Annotated in this window: 17 protein-coding genes; 12 read left to right on the top strand and 5 right to left on the bottom strand. The window is 69.0% G+C overall.

The window, feature by feature from the left end; translation table 11 throughout:
- Positions 1 to 42: 42 nt before the first annotated feature.
- From ngcE to ABT367_RS02110, 5 genes are all read left to right on the top strand, one after another.
- Positions 43 to 1,467 (top strand): N-acetylglucosamine/diacetylchitobiose ABC transporter substrate-binding protein, encoded by a 1,425-nt coding sequence (ngcE, locus tag ABT367_RS02130; RefSeq protein ID WP_352248601.1) that lies wholly within the window; start codon positions 43 to 45, stop codon positions 1,465 to 1,467.
- A gap of 16 nt (positions 1,468 to 1,483) precedes the next feature.
- Positions 1,484 to 2,398 carry a carbohydrate ABC transporter permease gene (locus tag ABT367_RS02125; RefSeq protein ID WP_352248599.1) on the top strand — a complete coding sequence of 305 codons (915 nt, stop codon included), beginning with the start codon at positions 1,484 to 1,486 and terminating at the stop codon, positions 2,396 to 2,398.
- A gap of 22 nt (positions 2,399 to 2,420) precedes the next feature.
- A complete protein-coding gene (locus ABT367_RS02120; RefSeq protein WP_352248597.1) occupies positions 2,421 to 3,341 on the top strand; it encodes a carbohydrate ABC transporter permease in 921 nt (306 codons plus the stop codon).
- A 157-nt stretch (positions 3,342 to 3,498) separates the two neighbouring features.
- Positions 3,499 to 4,602, top strand: a complete 1,104-nt coding sequence (locus ABT367_RS02115) for a LacI family DNA-binding transcriptional regulator (RefSeq protein ID WP_352248595.1) — start codon at positions 3,499 to 3,501, stop codon at positions 4,600 to 4,602.
- Positions 4,603 to 5,014: 412 nt separating this feature from the next.
- Entirely contained in the window at positions 5,015 to 7,018 is a 2,004-nt protein-coding gene (locus ABT367_RS02110) for a family 20 glycosylhydrolase (RefSeq protein WP_352248593.1), read from the top strand.
- 30 nt (positions 7,019 to 7,048) lie between these two features.
- Here the strand turns inward: ABT367_RS02110 and ABT367_RS02105 are convergent, their stop codons facing one another.
- Complete coding sequence (locus ABT367_RS02105) at positions 7,049 to 7,822, bottom strand: polysaccharide deacetylase family protein (protein WP_352248591.1); 774 nt, start codon at positions 7,820 to 7,822, stop codon at positions 7,049 to 7,051.
- A gap of 223 nt (positions 7,823 to 8,045) precedes the next feature.
- Between ABT367_RS02105 and ABT367_RS02100 the strand changes: the two genes are divergently transcribed.
- The 3 genes from ABT367_RS02100 to ABT367_RS02090 all read left to right on the top strand — a co-directional run bounded on the left by ABT367_RS02100 (position 8,046) and on the right by ABT367_RS02090 (position 9,519).
- Positions 8,046 to 8,603 (top strand): hemerythrin domain-containing protein, encoded by a 558-nt coding sequence (locus ABT367_RS02100; RefSeq protein ID WP_352248589.1) that lies wholly within the window; start codon positions 8,046 to 8,048, stop codon positions 8,601 to 8,603.
- 65 nt (positions 8,604 to 8,668) lie between these two features.
- The gene (locus tag ABT367_RS02095; protein WP_165330986.1) at positions 8,669 to 8,842 is read left to right on the top strand and encodes a hydrophobic protein; all 174 of its coding nucleotides are present in this window, start codon (positions 8,669 to 8,671) and stop codon (positions 8,840 to 8,842) included.
- A gap of 122 nt (positions 8,843 to 8,964) precedes the next feature.
- Positions 8,965 to 9,519: a type 1 glutamine amidotransferase domain-containing protein gene (locus tag ABT367_RS02090; RefSeq protein ID WP_352248587.1), complete on the top strand. Its 555-nt coding sequence runs from the start codon at positions 8,965 to 8,967 to the stop codon at positions 9,517 to 9,519.
- A 205-nt stretch (positions 9,520 to 9,724) separates the two neighbouring features.
- Here ABT367_RS02090 and ABT367_RS02085 read toward each other — a convergent pair whose 3' ends face one another.
- Positions 9,725 to 10,288, bottom strand: a complete 564-nt coding sequence (locus tag ABT367_RS02085) for a class I SAM-dependent methyltransferase (protein WP_352248740.1) — start codon at positions 10,286 to 10,288, stop codon at positions 9,725 to 9,727.
- Here ABT367_RS02085 and ABT367_RS02080 point away from each other — a divergent pair.
- A complete protein-coding gene (locus ABT367_RS02080; protein ID WP_352248585.1) occupies positions 10,216 to 10,494 on the top strand; it encodes a LysR substrate-binding domain-containing protein in 279 nt (92 codons plus the stop codon). The two genes, ABT367_RS02085 and ABT367_RS02080, sit on opposite strands and share 73 nt — an antisense overlap.
- A 3-nt stretch (positions 10,495 to 10,497) precedes the next feature.
- On the opposite strand, the gene ABT367_RS02075 is transcribed toward ABT367_RS02080, so the two are convergent.
- A complete protein-coding gene (locus ABT367_RS02075; protein ID WP_352248583.1) occupies positions 10,498 to 11,007 on the bottom strand; it encodes an SRPBCC family protein in 510 nt (169 codons plus the stop codon).
- Between the two features lie 48 nt (positions 11,008 to 11,055).
- Between ABT367_RS02075 and ABT367_RS02070 the strand changes: the two genes are divergently transcribed.
- From ABT367_RS02070 to ABT367_RS02060, 3 genes are all read left to right on the top strand, one after another.
- Entirely contained in the window at positions 11,056 to 11,574 is a 519-nt protein-coding gene (locus ABT367_RS02070) for a hypothetical protein (protein ID WP_352248581.1), read from the top strand.
- Positions 11,575 to 11,792: 218 nt separating this feature from the next.
- On the top strand, positions 11,793 to 12,530 hold the full coding sequence (locus ABT367_RS02065) for a class I SAM-dependent methyltransferase (protein WP_352248579.1): 738 nt from the start codon (positions 11,793 to 11,795) through the stop codon (positions 12,528 to 12,530).
- Entirely contained in the window at positions 12,527 to 12,913 is a 387-nt protein-coding gene (locus tag ABT367_RS02060) for a VOC family protein (RefSeq protein WP_352248577.1), read from the top strand. The genes ABT367_RS02065 and ABT367_RS02060 overlap by 4 nt, the downstream gene beginning before the upstream one ends.
- Before the next feature lie 32 nt (positions 12,914 to 12,945).
- Here ABT367_RS02060 and ABT367_RS02055 read toward each other — a convergent pair whose 3' ends face one another.
- Both ABT367_RS02055 and ABT367_RS02050 read right to left on the bottom strand, forming a co-directional pair.
- Positions 12,946 to 14,535 (bottom strand): FMN-binding glutamate synthase family protein, encoded by a 1,590-nt coding sequence (locus ABT367_RS02055; protein ID WP_352248575.1) that lies wholly within the window; start codon positions 14,533 to 14,535, stop codon positions 12,946 to 12,948.
- 126 nt (positions 14,536 to 14,661) lie between these two features.
- A complete protein-coding gene (locus ABT367_RS02050) occupies positions 14,662 to 15,969 on the bottom strand; it encodes an alpha/beta fold hydrolase (RefSeq protein WP_352248573.1) in 1,308 nt (435 codons plus the stop codon).
- Between the last annotated feature and the right edge of the window lie 6 nt (positions 15,970 to 15,975).

Here is a 15,975-nt window from a genome sequence, read left to right as displayed (position 1 = left end):
GTTGGCGACGGAGCCCGCTCGCGACCACCTCGGAGGAGACACATGTCCAGGAACAAATGGCCGATACCAGCCTCCCGGCGTCAGGTGCTCCGATGGGCCGGGGCGGCCGCCGTCGCCCTCCCCGCGACGGGCACGCTCTCCGGGTGCGCCATGGGCGGGGACACGGACCCGGTCGACAAGGCCAAGACCGGCGCCAAGACGAAGAAGAACCCCTTCGGCGTCGCCAACGAGGGCGAGCTGGAAGTCGTCATCTTCAAGGGCGGGTTCGGCGACGCGTACGCGACCGACGTGCACAAGCCGCTGTTCGAGAAGGCGTTCCCGAAAGCCACCGTGAAGATGTCCTCGACGCCGAGCATCGAGCAGACCCTCCAGCCGCGCTTCGTGGGCGGCAACCCCCCGGACGTGGTCGACAACAGTGGCAAGGGATTGGACATCGGCGCGCTGATCGCCGACAACCAGGTGACCGATCTGACGCCGCTGCTCGATGCCCCGTCGGTGGACGACCCGTCCAAGAAGGTCCGCGACACCTTGGTTCCTGGCACCGTGGAGACCGGCTCCTTCAACGGCACGCCGTACGCGCTGGGGTACACGCAGTCCGTCGAGGGCCTTTGGTACGACGCCGCCCTCTTCGAGTCCAAGGGCTGGGAGGCCCCGTCGACTTGGGACGAGTTCCTGGCAGTGAGCAAGGAGCTCAAGGAAGCCGGTATCGACCCGATCGGTGTCGGCGGAAAGAACGCGATCTCCTACATCAGATCCGCGATCATGACCTCGATCACCAAGGCCGGCGGGCTCGACGTCATGAAGAACATCGACAACCTCGAGGCGGGCGCCTGGCGTGCACCTGCCGTCGAAGAGGGCCTGACGCTGTGGGCCGAGTACGCGGCCAAGTACTTCGACACGAGCTACCTGGGCCAGGAGCACACCGTGGTCCAGCTGCGTCAGCTCCAGGGCAAGCTCGCCTTCTACCCGTGCGCCGACTATCTCGAGAACGAGATGAAGAAGGACATTCCAGACATATTCCGCTACGCCATGATGCCCGTCCCGAGCCTGACCGGCGACGACAAGCTGAAGGTGAACTCCTACCGCGGCGCCGCCGGCGAGCCCTTCATCATTCCGGCGAAGGCGAAGAACCCGGCGGCAGGCTTCGAGTACCTGCGCCGGATGTTCTCCAAGGAGGGTGCCGCCGGCTTCACCAAGCTCACCAACACCACCACGTCCCTCAAGGGCGCCGGCACGGGGCTCGAGCTCCCGCCCGGCGCACAGAGTGCCGCGAAAGCGATCGCCGGCGCCTCCGAGATCTTCACCTTCCAGTTCGGGTCCTGGTACAAGCCGCTCGCCGATGAGCTCGACGATGCGCTGACGGCGCTGCTGTCCGGTCGAGCCAAGCCCAAGCAGTTCATCGACCGGGTCCAGAAGAAGGCCGACGACGTCAAGAAGGACTCGTCGATCAAGAAGTTCAAGCGCTGATCGGAGCCCGGACACCATGCGGCACGGCAAGACACCCTTCATCACCGGGTTCCTGGCAGCTCCGGTGATCCTCTACCTGGTCTTCGTGATCGGGCCCTACGCCCAGGCGTTCTACATCGCCCTCACCGACTGGCGAGGGGTCTCCGCGCAGGCGAACTTCGTGGGCCTGGGCAACTTCGCCAAGATCTTCCGGGACGACCTGTTCTGGAAGGCGATCCGCAACCACGGTCTGCTGCTTCTTGCCGTGCCGCTGGCCACCATCGCCATCGCGCTCACGTTCTCGTTCCTGCTCAATGTCGCCGGCGGCCGCAGCCGCGCCGGAACCGTCCGCGGTCTGCCCGGCTCCGGCTTCTACCGAGTGGTCTTCTTCTTCCCCCAGGTGCTCTCCGTCGTGGTGATCGGCGTCCTCTTCCAGGCCGTGTACCGACCCGACGAAGCGGGTGCGCTCAACTCCCTGCTCGGCAAGGTCGGCATCTCGCCGGTCGGCTTCCTCACCGAACCCTCGCTCGCCCTCTGGGCGATCATGGCGGTGATGATCTGGTCCGGCGTCGGCTTCTACGTCGTGCTGTTCTCGGCGGGCATGGCCTCCATACCCAAGGAGTTGTACGAGGCGGCCGCGATCGACGGAGCCGGCCGGATGCGGGTCTTCCTCAGCATCACGGTGCCCCTGCTCCGCAACACACTGCAGGTCGCCTGGGTGTATCTGGGCATCGCCGCGCTCGACTACTTCGCCCTGATCAAAGTCCTGGCCATGGAGCACGGCGGCCCTGACGGCGCCACCTCCGTGATCGGCCTCCAGGTGTGGGAGAACGCCTTCGAGTACTACCAGTTCGGCTACGCCTCCGCTCTGGGCGTGGTGCTCTTCTTCATCGTCATGACCTTCGCCGCCCTGACCATGCGCGTCACCAAGCGCGAAGACATCGAGTACTGACGTGCCCCCGGAGAACCTCACCATGGCGACACCCACGCACGCCCCGTCCCGCCCGGCCCCGGCCTCTGAGCCCGGCCCGGCGAAATCCGTTCCGGCAGCCCGCAGGAAACGCGACATCAGGTTCCTGGCCGGTCTGGCCCATCTCACCCTCGCCCTCTGGGCCGTGGCGGTCATCGTCCCGATCCTGTTCACGTTCCTCGGTTCCTTCAAGAACACCACCGACCTGTTCGACGCCCCCTGGTCCCTGCCGAGCGCCCTGCGTTGGGAGAACTGGTCCCAGGCATGGACCCAGGCGCACATCGGCCGCTACATGCTCAACAGCGTCATCGTGGTCTGCGGCGGTGTGTTCCTCACGATGCTGCTCGGCGCGATGGCGGCGTACGTTCTGGCGCGCTACAGCTTCCGGGGCAACCGCTTCCTCTACTACCTGTTCGTCTCCGGGCTCGTCTTCCCGACGTTCCTGGCGCTGGTTCCGCTGTTCTTCGTGGTCAAGAACCTCGGCCTGCTCGGCACCCACACCGGTCTGATCCTGGTGTACGCGGCCTACAGCCTGCCGTTCACCGTGTTCTTCCTCTGCGCGTTCTTCAAGACGCTGCCCACCTCCATCGCCGAAGCGGCGTTCATGGACGGCGCCTCGCACACCCGGACGTTCTTCCAGATCATGCTGCCGATGGCCAAGCCGGCCCTCGTCAGCCTGACGATCTTCAACTTCCTGGGCCAGTGGAACCAGTACCTGCTGCCGCTGATGCTGTTGCCGGGTGACGCCGAGGACAAGTGGGTCCTCACGCAAGGCGTCTCCAACATCTCCACCTCGGCCGGCTACCAGGCCGACTGGGGCGGCCTGTTCGCCGCCCTGTCCATCTCGATCGTCCCGGTGCTGATCGTCTATGTCGTCTTCCAGCGCCAGATCCAGTCCGGGCTCACCGGCGGGGCGCTCAAGTAGCGGCCCGAGCACGGCTGTTCTCGCTGTGCGGCGTCGCCCCTCCCCCGCCGTTCGTCTCGCCAAGGCGCCTCGCCGCAGCTGAAGGCGCATGTGCACGCCGAGGTACAGCACCGGAATCCGAAACCTTCGAAAGCGCTTACATTGATAGGGTGGGCCGGTGACGAGCAAGCGGATGGAGCAGAGGACGGGCACGGGAGCGCGGCGGGCCGTGACCCTCGGCGACGTGGCCGAGCGGGCCGGGGTGTCGCCTGCGACGGTCTCGCGCGTGCTGAGCGGGCGTTACACGGTGCCAGAGGCGACGCGGGCCAAGGTGGAGAAGGCGGTGCGCGCGCTGGACTATGTGGCGAACGTGCACGCTCGCGTGCTCGCCGGCGCCTCGTCGCGTACGGTCGCCGTCCTCATCTCCGATGTCACCTCGCCCTTCTACAACCTCATCGTGGACGGCATCGAGCAACAGGCCGCCGGTGAGGGGCGGATGTGCATCGTGTGCACCACGCAGAACAACCCCGAGCGGGAACGCGCCATGCTCGCGCTACTGCGCGAGCAGAACGCGGAGATCGTGGTCCTCGTCGGCGGCATAGACCGGGACGACGCGGAGTACCGCAAGCGCATCGGCCGCCTGGCGGCGTCACTTGATGCCGCGGGGGCCCGCCTGGTGCTCGTCGCCCGGCCCTCGCCCGGACCGGACGTGCCCGCGACGGTGGTCGAGTACGACGCGGTGGGCGGGGCCCTCGCGATCGTCAGCCATCTGCTGTCCATGGGGCACCGCCGGGTGCTGTTCCTCGGCGGCACCCCCGGGTCCACCACGACCAGTGCCCGCGTCGAGGGTTACCGCAAGGCGCTGGCCGGTTTCGGTGTGGCCGACGATCCGGAGCTGGTCGTGCACGGCAGGTCCACACGCGCGTTCGGCCACAAGACGATGGGACGCCTCGTCGACGAGGGACGGCTCGACTTCACCGCGGTGTTCGCCTGTGACGACCTGGTGGCGGCCGGGGCGATGGCCGCGCTGCGCGAGCGCGGCATCGACGTACCCGCGCAGATCTCGGTGGCCGGTTTCGACGACATCGCCCAGAGCGTCGACCTGACCCCGAAGCTGACCACGGTGCACGTTCCGCTCAACGAGCTGGGGCGTACGGCGGTGCAGCGCGCACTGCACCGGGACGACGACACCGCCGACGAGCAGCACGTGGTGCTCGGCACCCACGTCGTCGTACGGGAGTCGGTGCGGCCCCGGTTCGCCGAGGGGCACGGAGGGAAGTGACCGCGGGCGGGCGCTGCTTGCCGGTGCCCGCCGTCAGCGCCCGACGCCAGGAGCCCCTGGGGCCGTGAACTCCGTGGGTACTCCCAGGGTCGAGACTCCGCGGGAACTCCCAGGATCGAATTCCGCGGGAACTCCCAGGATCGAATTCCGCAGGAGTCCCCAGGACCGCTCGAGCATCAGCCATCGATACAACGGGCCGTTTTGGAGCGCTTCCAGTGCCACCCCCAATGTGCCGCCTGACCTCTCATCTCGCCTACCTGCATGGCCAGTTGAGTTTTCAGACTGGGCTCGCACACCGCTTGACCTGTGGTTGGCAGACTCTCTACGGTCCAATCGCTGAAGCGCTTCCACACCTGACCGGTCCGAGACCTCGCCCGACCGACCAGACCCCTGCCCCCAGGAGGCCCCGTTCATGCATCGCGCCACTCCCCTGATAGCCCTGTGCGCCACTGCCCTGCTCTCCCTCTCCCTGAGCGGAACCTCCTTCGGTGCCGGCCGCGCCGAGCCGAATCCGGCTCCGGTCACGGTGCCCGAGATCCGCAACTGGGAGGGACTCAGCGGCCGTTGGCACCTCACGGACGACTCCCGGATCGTGCTCGCGCCCAAGGACGCGCGCCGGCTCGGGCCGACCGCCCGGATGCTCGCCACCGAACTCGCGCAACAGGAGGCCATCCGCCCGCAGGTCGTCACCGGCGTCCCGCGCACCGGTGATATCGCCTTGGTTCTCGGCAGGCCGGCCGGGGTGGACGCCGCCGAGGGCTACCGGCTCGGCCTCGACAGGACGGCCACCGTCGAGGCCGTGGACACACAGGGCGTGCTGTACGGCACCCGCACCCTGCTCCAGGCGCTGCGCACTTCCGCGGCGCCGCACACCGTCGCGCGGGGCACGGCGACTGACTGGCCGACACAGCCTTCCCGCGGGCAGATGCTCGACGTCGGCCGCAAGCACTTCCCCGTGCCCTACCTGAAGCAGCAGATCCGGCAGATGGCCTGGTACAAGCTCAACACCTTCCATCTGCACCTCACGGACTGGAACGGCTACCGCATCGAGAGCGAGAAGCACCCGGAGATCGTCGCCGAACAGCACTACACCAAGGCCGAGTTGAGAGACCTCGACGCCTACGCGGCCCGCTACGGCGTCACCATCGTCCCCGAGATAGACCTGCCCGGGCACGCGGTGGCCATCGGTGACGCCCGCCCGGACCTGGCCTTCACCTGCGAGAGCCTGGCCCGCCCGAACAGCCAGTGGGAGGGCTCGGACCGGGGTCACTGGACGCTCGACTACACCAAGCCCGCCACCCGCGCCTTCGCCCGCGACCTGATCTCCGAGGTCGCCGGCATCTTCCGCGGCCCCTACCTGCACATCGGCACCGATGAGATTCCGCTGGGCGATGCGCAGAAGAACTGCCCCGAACTCGTCGCGTACCAGAAGGAGAAGGGCTACCCGTACACGGGGGATGTCCTCGTGGAGTTCATCAACGACCTCGACGCGGCGGTGCGTTCGCACGGCAAGACCACGCAGGTCTGGCAGTGGTGGGACTACCAGCAGACCACCAGCATCGACCCGGACCGGCGCATCGTCGTCAACGAATGGCTCTCCCCACCCGAAGGGCGGGCGAGTGACGGCTATCAGGTGATCGGTGTGCAGGACGGCCCGCTGTACGTGAGCCCCGGTTTCGGGGCGACGCCCGGGAAGTACGGCTTCTTCGACATCCGCAAGACGTACAAGGACTACGCCTTCACCGCCCAACCGGGCATTCTCGGCTACCGCGTGGCGCGCTGGTCGGACCGCACCCAGACGCTGCCCATCGGCTGGGTCGACTACTTCGGCCGCCGTCCGGTGGCCGTCGTCGCCGACCGTACGTGGGCCAAGCCCGCCGGATCGGACGTACGGCCCTTCCTCGACCGCTACGACCAGGTGGGCGACGCACCGCAGGTGGCCACCGCGGATCCGGCGGACCTGGAGTCCCAGATCGGCGCGAATCCGGGGCTGTTGAGCCAGGACGGCTGGAGCGCGAGCGCCACGAGCGCCGAGACCGCGCAGGAACAGGCCGGCGCGGAGCGGGCCGTGGACAACGACCCGTACACGCACTGGCACAGCTCCTACGACGCCACGCTCCCTCAGCAGCTCTCCGTCGACCTCGGCGGCGAGCGGCGTATCGCGGGGATCCGCTACATGCCGCGCCAGGACGGCGGGATCAACGGCATGGTCAAGGAGTTCGAAGTGCTGGTCTCCCAGAACGGGAAGAACTGGAGGGCCGTCGCCGAGGGTGCCTTCCCCGCGGACCGTACGGAGTTCGTGGCACCGTTCGAGGCGACCTCCGCGCGCCATGTCGCACTGCGAGTGCTCAGCGAACACGGGCCGCAGAACACGTACGCCTCGGTGGCCGAGCTGGACGCCGTACGGGCGCGCTGAGACCGGCGCCGACGCCGCGCCACGGGCAGGTCAGCGGTAGATCTGACCGGGCTCGGCGGTGGCCGGGTGCAGCAGCTGGGAGACGGTGACGAACGTGTAGCCCTGCTCCGTCAGCTTCTCGAGGATGGCCGGCATCGCCGGCACGGTCCCCTTGCGCAGCGGGTGGAGCAGGATGATGCCGTCCCGGTCCGCGCCGTCGAGGACCCGCTGGGTGATCAGCGCCGAGTCGGTCGTCAGGTAGTCCTTCGCGGTCACCGTCCACAGCACCTGGGCCTGGCCCAGCTCTTCCAGGACCTTGGAGACGCGCCGGTCGGTGCGGCCCTCCGGCGGCCGCATCAGTGTCGGCGCACTGCCGGTGATGTCCCTGATGGCCTTGTCGGTGCGCCCGATCTCCTCGCGGATCTGCTCATCGGAGATATCCGTCAGGCGCGGATGGGTCCAGGTGTGGTTGCCGATCTCGTGCCCTTCGGCCGCGATACGCCGCACCACCTCCGGGTACTGGTCGATACGCCGGCCCTCCAGGAAGAAGGTCGACGGCGCCTTGTACTGCCCGAGAAGGTCGAGCAACTTGTCGGTCGGCTCACCGGGGTTGCCGTCGAAGGTCAGCGCGATGCACTTCGCCTTGCGGCAGTCCACCGTGCCCTGCGCCTTGTCGCCGTCCGCCAGGGCCCGCTCACGGGCCGCGCGCGGTGAGATCGTCGACATCGACGAGCTGAAGGCCGACACGGAGACCGCGACCAGCGCCACCACGGCAGTGAAGGCCAGGGGCAGCAGGAGCCGGGGCCACTTCTTCTTCATGTGCATGCGCGTACGTGCTCCTCGTGAGCGGATCCGTGCCTCAGGGACCGCCGGACGGCAGGCGTTCCACCGGCAGCGGTTCCGCCTGCAAGAGCGAAGACCGACGGCGCAGGTTCCGGGGAACGACGGTGATGCACCACACGCGACGTGCGCTCAACCATGGTTATGGGCCGGCCCGCAGGGGGCACCCGCCCGCAACGACCGCATGGACGAGGAAAGGCGGCTCACCATGCCCCACGAGGGGAACATCATCCAGGAACTGACCACGGACCACCGGGAAGTGGAGGAGCTGTTCGCCCGGATCGGCAAGCTTCCGCCCGGCGACTCCGAGCGAAAGCAGCTCGTGGACGAGGTCACGATCGAGCTGGTCCGTCACTCGGTGGCGGAGGAGCAGCAGCTGTACCCGGCGGTCCGTGAGCATGTGTCCGGCGGGGACGCCCTCGCCGACAAGGAGCTCGCCGACCACTCCCGGGTGGAGAACCTGCTCAAGGACCTCGAGCAGTGCCAGGCCGACGACCCCCGCTTTGACGCCCTCGTCGCGCGGCTGCAGGCCGAGGTCGGCGAACACGTCGCGGACGAGGAGCAGAACCTGTTCGCGCAGCTCGCCACCAGCTGCAGCCCGCACACCCTGCACGAGCTCGGCGAGAAGGTGCGTACGGCCAAGAAGCTGGCGCCGACGCGGCCGCACCCGTCCGCGCCCAGCACCCCTCCCGCGAACACACTCCTGGCTCCCGGCGTCGGTCTCGTCGACCGGATACGTGACTACGTGAGCGGCCGCGGAAAGTGACCCCTGCGGATCACCGTGCGTGAGGCTGCCTGGTAGGGGTACTCGGTGTGCTGGAGGTTGATGACATGGTTCCCCTTCTTCTGGTGCTGCTGCTCGCCCTGGTCCTGTTCGGGGTGGGCTTCGCCGTCAAGGCGCTATGGATCCTCGCGCTGGTCGTGATCGTGCTGTGGCTGGTGGGCTTCATGGCCCGCTCCCCCGCCACCGGAGGCGGCCGCAGGGCCCGCTGGTACCGCTGGTAGGTGACGGCTCCTGATCCACGGGCGGTGGCGCCGGGTGTGCGCCGCCGCCCGTACCTGCAACTCCCCGCAATGGAACCCCTTTTGCCGCCCCATTTGTCACCCCTTTTGAACGGAGCATCCTCATGCGCGTCGCCTTCCTGGTCGCCCCCGAAGGCGTGGAGCAGAGCGAACTGACCGAGCCCTGGCAGGCCTTGGAGCACGCCGGACACACTCCGGTGCTCGTCAGCACCGAGCCCGGAAGCATCCAGGCCTTCCAGCACCTCGACAAGGGGGACACGTTCCCCGTCGACGAGACGCTCGCCGACAGCGAGCCCGGTGACTTCGCCGCGCTGGTGCTGCCCGGCGGGGTCGCCAACCCCGATTTCCTACGGCTCGACGCACGCGCCGTCGCGTTCGTCCAGGGCTTCTTCCGCCTCGGCCGACCGGTCGCGGCGATCTGTCACGCACCCTGGCTGCTCGTCGAGGCGGACGCGGTCAGGGCCCGTACGCTCACGTCCTGGCCGAGTCTGCGCACGGACATCCGCAACGCCGGCGGGAATTGGCAGGACGCCCCGGTCAAGGTCTGCGAGGCGGCGCCCGGGGCGCTGATCACCAGCCGTAAGCCGGATGACCTCAAGGTCTTCTGCGAAGCGCTGCTCATGGAACTCGCACGGCATCCGGACCGCTCCGCGCCCTGAGTAGGTTCCTTTGATCCCTGGCCGTGTGGTGGCTGGGCCGGCCCCGGCGAGGACGGTGGCCATCATGACCGACGGAGCCGACCGGATCGGGAACGTCACCCGGCAGCGTCACGAACAGCTCGTCACCCAGGCCAAGGGACGGATCGCGCAGATCGCCCGCGCGCGATTACGAACGGGCTGCCCCAGCAATCCGAAGCCCGAGCGTCTACGTGCGGCGGCAGCAGAACTCTGCATGAGTGGGGCTGGGAAAGGCACGGGAGACGATGTCGAATCCGGCTCGCCGCAACATCCCCTCGATGATCCAGTCGTAGGTGGAGAACTCGTCTCGGACATGGGCCTCGAAGTCCGCCCTGGTGAAGCCCTCACCCTCGGGGCGACCTGCGGTGTCGATCCACTGCTGCAGGTGCCTGTCCGCGCCGGTCGGCTCGAAGCCGAGAATCACATCCCACAGGTAGAAGGTGCCGCCGGGACGGAGCATCCCGGCGGCGTTGAGCAGCGCTTGCTGTTTCCAGAGGTCCTGGAGCTGGTGCAGGGCCGACTTCGTGGTGACCACATCAGCGAGTGGGCCGCTGTGGTTGTAGTCCAGGAAGCCGGCGCGGTGCCGGTGCGGGCCGACACCGAACCGCTCGGCCCGCACCTGAGCGAAGGCGAGCATCTCCTCGGAGACGTCCACCCCGTGGGCGACGGCACCGCGCCGTGCGGCTTGGACGGCCAGTGAGCCGGTGCCGCACGCCAGGTCGACCAGGTGGCTGCCTTCGCCGACCCCCAGACGGTCAACACCAACCTACGCACCGCGGTGTTGCGGAAGGTCTCGTCCGCAGCGCCGCCGACCATTGGTTTCGAAGCCTGGGTATCCATCCGCACATCGCCGCCGAGGCCGACGGCCACGAAACCCTGCTCACCCTGGTCGCCCTCGGCTACGGCACAGGAATCGTCCCCCACCTCGTGCTGCACCACAGCGGCGTCCCCGACTGAACCTCAGCCCTTGGCGTGCGCGTACCGCACCATCGCCTCGATCGTCGCGGCCATGTTGTCGTTCATCGCCTGCAGTCGCTGGGGCAGGGACGAGGGATCGCGTTCCGCGGCGAGACGTGTGCCGGTGATGCCGGGGCCGTGCTCGAAGCTGTGCAACAGCCGGGTGTGGCCCGGCGTTCCGGCCGGCGTGAGCTCGTACCGCCAAAGAGAACCGGGGCGTTCGGGGTCCTCGGCGTCGTCGAGGACGATCCATGCGAAGACTTCCGGCGCCTGCACCGCGGTGACCTGGCAGACGACCTTGCTGACGAACCCGTCCGGATAGCGGCTGCGCCCCTCGAAGCGGGCCCCCGCGCGGGGGCCGGGTGACGCGGTGTCGAGCCAGGCGCCGTAGATGCACTCAGGGCTCCACTCGCCGAAGCGGGTGACGTCGGTGATCAGTTCCCACAGCCGCTCCTGCGGCAGGTCGACGGTGCGGGTGAGTTCGGTGCTTGCGCCGGTGACGGCGTCTTCCACGGTGTGCCCCTTCGTCCGCGGCATGCGCGCCGCACACCGTGAGGAGGAATGCTGCCCGCAGCCGTCGAGGCCTGTACAGAGGCCGTACGGTGGGCGCAGCCGACCTCGGGGGATGCCGTGAAGCCGTGGAGAGTGCTGCTCGCGCTGCCGGCGCTGGTGATCGCGGGCTGTGGTTTCGGCCCCGGGAGCGGCGGGCGCCCCTGCACCTTGATCGGCGGCGACTCGGGGGTCACCGTGCAGTTCGATGCGGCGGACTTCACCGGACAGGTTCGTGATGCCGGCGCCCCGATCCTGCTGCGGCTGTGCGCCGACGGATTCTGCAAAGAGGGCAGCATCACCAAACGTGACGGCGGCGCCATGGCAAGGGTCTTCGCGCAGCTCGACGAGAACATCGGCGAGGCGACGGTCCCGGTGCGGTTCACGATCTCTTCGGGCGGCCGTGAACTCTACGACGAGCAGGCCGAGGTGAAGCTGCGCAAGTCGCAGCCCAACGGGGCGGGTTGTTCGCCGACGCTGTACCAGGGCGGGCTCACCGCCCACCCCGAGCGGGGGCTCCTCAAGAGCTGAGAAGCCGGTCGAGAAACCCTCGCCAGGTGATCACTCAGGACCCCCGTAACGGCCCCCCAAGGCCCCCTGGGCGCCTGCCCCAGGGGGCCCTGAAGGGGTCGGCCGGACGACCGTCGCATGGGCCCTCCACGCCCTGTCCGGCACTCCCCCCAACCACCTCTGACCTGGGCTTTTCCCGCATAGGGCACTAGAATCGAGGCACTGACGAAGGGGTGGGAATGACCCGCGACATACGCACCGTGGATGACGTCATGACGATGCTCGACGGACTGTTCTCCGACGGCGCCGACCGTTGGACCGACGAGGGAGCGGCCTGGTGGGACGGCTTCTACGCGGACCGGTCCAGGCCGGTTCCGTTCTTCGTGCCCAAACCGGATGAAAACCTCGCCGGGCACGTCGAGAACGGACTGCTCAAGCCGGGCCGTGTGCTCGAACTCGGCTGCGGTCCCGGCCGCAACGCCCTGTATCTCGCGTCGCAGGGTTTCGAGGTGGACGGAGTCGACCTGTCGCCGGCCGCGCTCGACTGGGCGCGTGAGCGGGCCCGTGAGTCGGGAGCAGAGGCACGCTTCCACCTCGGGGACATCTTCGGTCCTGTGCTCGCCGGCCGGGAACCGTTCGACCTGATCTACGACTCGGGCTGCTTCCACCATCTGCCGCCGCACCGCCGCGTCACCTATCTCGCGCTCCTCGGCCGACTGCTCGCACCGGGCGGGCACTTCGCGCTCACCTGCTTCGCCTCCGGCGGCATGGGCTGCGAGCTCCCCGACGCCGACCTGTACCGCGACCGGTCCCTGCACGGCGGTCTCGCGTACACGGACGGCTCCCTGCGGACCATCTTCTCCGGCTACGAGGAGGTCGAGCTGCGCCTCATGCGGGCGCAGGCGCCCGAATCGCCGTACTTCGGCGAGGACTTCCTGTGGACGGGGCTGTTCCGCAGGCCCACGCTGACTGCATGACCCGTATCAGTCAGCTGTCCCTCGGCGTGCAGGACGACAAACGGGCGGCCGCGTTCTGGGAGCGGGCGCTCGGGTACGTACGCCGGGCGCCGCGGTTCGAGGGCGACGACTGGATCGTCCTCGAACCTCCCACTGGGGAGAGCGGGATGGCGATCGCGCTGGACGTGAGCGCCACGCCCGCCGAGGAGTTCCCCCGGGTCCACCTCGATCTCGACGCGGGGACAAGGGACTTGGACGAGGAGGTGGAGCGGCTGGTCGCCCTCGGCGCCGAGCGGGTCGACTGGCCGTACTACCCCAAGGATCCGGAGCCCGGCGCCAAACCGTATGTGGTGCTGGCCGACTCCGAGGGCAATCGCTTCTGTGTCGAGGGCCGCGGGGCGTAGTACTCCAGGACAGCGGACCCTGGAAGAGGCGCTCAGGGCGCGAACTTGTCCGGGTCCGCCTGGTCCCACGCCCGCGCCCATTCGTCCGGCAGGCCCTTGCCGCCCAGCAGAGCCCCGGGCTCCAGCCAGGTGAAGAGGTCGGCGTACGAGGTCACCTGCTCGTAGGAGAGCCGACGGCGCAGCATGTGCGGGCGCAGCAGGGACGGATCGTCGACCCCCATCGAGGCCATGATCTGCAGCGCGCTGTTCACGGTGGCCCGCTGGAAGCGGTACACGCGCCGGTACTTGTCCTCGACGTCGAGTGCCTGCGCGCGCCCGGGGTCCTGTGTGGCGACTCCGACCGGGCAGGTGTTGGTGTGGCAGCGCTGGGACTGGATGCAGCCGACCGCGAACATCATCGCGCGCGCCGAGTTGGTGTAGTCGGCGCCCTGGATCAGTCGCTTGACGATGTCGGCGCCGGTGGCGACCTTGCCGCTGGCGCCGATCCGTACGTGCTCGCGCAGGCCGGTGCCGACGAGCGCGTTGTGCACGATGTTCAGGCCCTCGGTGAGCGGGGTGCCGACGTGGTCGACGAACTCCATCGGTGCCGCCCCGGTGCCGCCTTCCGCGCCGTCGACCACGATGAAGTCCGGCCACATCCGTTCTTCCAGCATGGCTTTGCAGATCGCGAGGACATCGCGCCTGCTGCCCACGCAGAGCTTGAATCCGGCCGGTTTGCCGTCCGCGAGCTCGCGCATGCGGCCCATGAACCGGATGAGTTCGCGAGGCGTGGAGAAGACCTGGTGGTATCCGGGCGAGTGCACGGTCACGCCCTCGGGCACATCGCGTACGCGCGCGATCTCGGCGTTGACCTTGGCTCCGGGCAGCACCCCGCCCATGCCCGGCTTGGCGCCCTGGGACAGTTTCAGCGCCACGCAGCGCACCATGTCCTGCGCGGCCTTGTCCGCGAACTTCCGCTCGTCGAACCCGCCCTCCTCCGTGCGGCAGCCGAAGTAGCCGGTGCCGACCTCCCACACGAGATCGCCGCCGTGGCGCACGTGGTACTCGGAGATCCCGCCCTCTCCGGTGTCATGGGCGAAGCCGCCTTCGGCCGCTCCCCGGTTGAGCGCGAGGATCGCCTGGGCCGAGAGCGAGCCGAAACTCATCGCCGACACATTGAGCAGTGCCATGTCGTACGGCTGTGAGCAGGTGCCCTCGCCCAGGCGCACGGTCGGGGGCTCGTCGGGCACGCGCACCGGCATCACCGAGTGGGTGAAGAACTCGTAGCCCGGCTCGTACACGGAGAGCTCGGTGCCGAAGGGGTCGTCGCCGAAGACGCCCTTGGCGCGTTCGTAGACCGTCTCGCGGGTGTCGCGGTCGAAGGGCCGGCCGTCGTAGTCGCGCTCGATGAAGTACTGCTGGACCTCGGGCCTGATCATTTCCATGAGGTAGCGCAGATGGCCGATGACCGGGTAGTTCCGCAGGACCGAATGGCGGCGCTGGGTCACGTCGTACGTGCCGACGGCGGCGGCCCCGAGCAGGGGCCCGGCGAACAGCCACCACCAGGCGGAGCCGGTCACGGCCAGGGCCGTGCAGGCCAGCGCCACGACGGCGAGCGCCGCCACAAGTCCTCTGCGCAGCACGACGGCTCCTTCCGGCCCGGTCTCCGGGTCGATTCGTCGACAGGGCGATTCGACGCTACGGCGACTCGGCCACGGGTGCCCGCCGAGAGCGCTCCCACGCCCGTCGGTGCGCGCCCGCCACGCCCGTCAGAGCTCGCCGCGCACCAGGCCGAGCAGCCGGTCGAGGACGCGCGGACCGTCCGCCCGTACGCCGTCGTGCTCGTATTCGTCCGTCACCCAGGTGCGCAGGCCCCGGACGGCGCGGGCGGTCTCGAGCGAGTGCGCGGTGTCGACGTACATGTCGTCGTGGTAGACCACGGCGGCCACGGGGACCTCGTTACGGGCGAGGATCTCGGGGGCGTACAGCTGCCCCGGCCAGTCGGTGCGGGCGGCCAGCAGGTCGGCCGTCTCGCGCAGTGGGGCGAGGGCAGGGTCGGCGTCGAACATCCACGGGTGGACGGACTCGCCGGTGAACAGCAGCGGCGCCTCGTCCGCGAGGGCCTTGTCCGCGTCGAACTGCGGGAACTCGCCGCGTACGCGCTCGGCCGCCCAGCGGGTGGCAAGACCGGGCTGGGCGTAGATCGCTTCGTGGAGGACCGCGTACAGCGGGCGGGCGGCGTACGAGAGCGCGGCCTGGGCCTCTTCCTGGAAGGTGTCCGACAGGGCGAGGCCGTTCGGGGTACGGACGAAGGCGTTCTCCAGGAGGTAGTGCAGCTTGTGGCTGCCGTCGCCGATGCCGAGCAGGATGCCAAGGGACTGGAAAGCCTCGACGCTCAGGCGGTACCCGCCGTTCAGCGTGACCGGACCCTGCTCCGCCAGGTGGCCGGCGATGGCCCGGGCGCGCGCCACGTCCTGCGGGTAGCGGGCGTAATGCGCGGCCACCTTGCGCTCGACGCGCGGGTAGCCGGCGCGGTAGACCTCGTCGGCCGTCGCGCCGAGGGAGGGCAGACCGCCGGTGATGAGGACCGCCGCGAGACCCTCGGGCGCCGTCGACAGGTAGTTCACGGCGCAGAAGCCGCCGAAGCTCTGACCGAGCACGGTCCAGGGCGCGCCGCCGGTCAGCTCGCGGCGGATCAGCTCGCAGTCGCGGACGATCGCGTCGGCGCGGAAGTGGGCCAGGTAGTCGGCCTGTTCACGCGGGCCGCCGCGCAGCGGAAGGGTCTGCCGGTTGGCAGGTGTGGAACGGCCGGTGCCGCGCTGGTCGAGGAGCAGCACCCGGAAGTCCTCGAGCGCCCTTTCAAGCCAGGCCTGCGCACCGATCAGGCGCCGGGCCTGGCATCCCGGACCACCCTCCAGGTACACCAGCCACGGCAGGTTCTCGCCCGCTTTGCCCGCGGCGACCACCTCGCGTCCGTACACCTTGATGGTCTCGCCGTCCGGCCGCTCGTGGTCGAGCGGGACGGTGAAGACACGGTCGGTGAGGACGACGCCGGGCTGACGGTTCGAGAGGGTCATACGGGG

Origin of the sequence: Streptomyces mesophilus (assembly GCF_040300965.1) — a bacterium.
Taxonomy (GTDB): domain Bacteria; phylum Actinomycetota; class Actinomycetes; order Streptomycetales; family Streptomycetaceae; genus Streptomyces; species Streptomyces mesophilus_A.
Note: the sequence above shows the minus strand (reverse complement) of the source record. Positions and strands in the feature narration are given on the sequence as shown.

Coding starts and splice junctions, on each gene's coding strand:
- ngcE (WP_352248601.1), top strand. CDS start 43: ATGTCCAGGAACAAATGGCCGATACCAGCCTCCCGGCGTCAGGTGCTC.
- ABT367_RS02125 (WP_352248599.1), top strand. CDS start 1,484: ATGCGGCACGGCAAGACACCCTTCATCACCGGGTTCCTGGCAGCTCCG.
- ABT367_RS02120 (WP_352248597.1), top strand. CDS start 2,421: ATGGCGACACCCACGCACGCCCCGTCCCGCCCGGCCCCGGCCTCTGAG.
- ABT367_RS02110 (WP_352248593.1), top strand. CDS start 5,015: ATGCATCGCGCCACTCCCCTGATAGCCCTGTGCGCCACTGCCCTGCTC.
- ABT367_RS02105 (WP_352248591.1), bottom strand. CDS start 7,822: ATGCACATGAAGAAGAAGTGGCCCCGGCTCCTGCTGCCCCTGGCCTTC.
- ABT367_RS02100 (WP_352248589.1), top strand. CDS start 8,046: ATGCCCCACGAGGGGAACATCATCCAGGAACTGACCACGGACCACCGG.
- ABT367_RS02095 (WP_165330986.1), top strand. CDS start 8,669: ATGGTTCCCCTTCTTCTGGTGCTGCTGCTCGCCCTGGTCCTGTTCGGG.
- ABT367_RS02090 (WP_352248587.1), top strand. CDS start 8,965: ATGCGCGTCGCCTTCCTGGTCGCCCCCGAAGGCGTGGAGCAGAGCGAA.
- ABT367_RS02070 (WP_352248581.1), top strand. CDS start 11,056: ATGCTGCCCGCAGCCGTCGAGGCCTGTACAGAGGCCGTACGGTGGGCG.
- ABT367_RS02065 (WP_352248579.1), top strand. CDS start 11,793: ATGACCCGCGACATACGCACCGTGGATGACGTCATGACGATGCTCGAC.
- ABT367_RS02060 (WP_352248577.1), top strand. CDS start 12,527: ATGACCCGTATCAGTCAGCTGTCCCTCGGCGTGCAGGACGACAAACGG.
- ABT367_RS02050 (WP_352248573.1), bottom strand. CDS start 15,969: ATGACCCTCTCGAACCGTCAGCCCGGCGTCGTCCTCACCGACCGTGTC.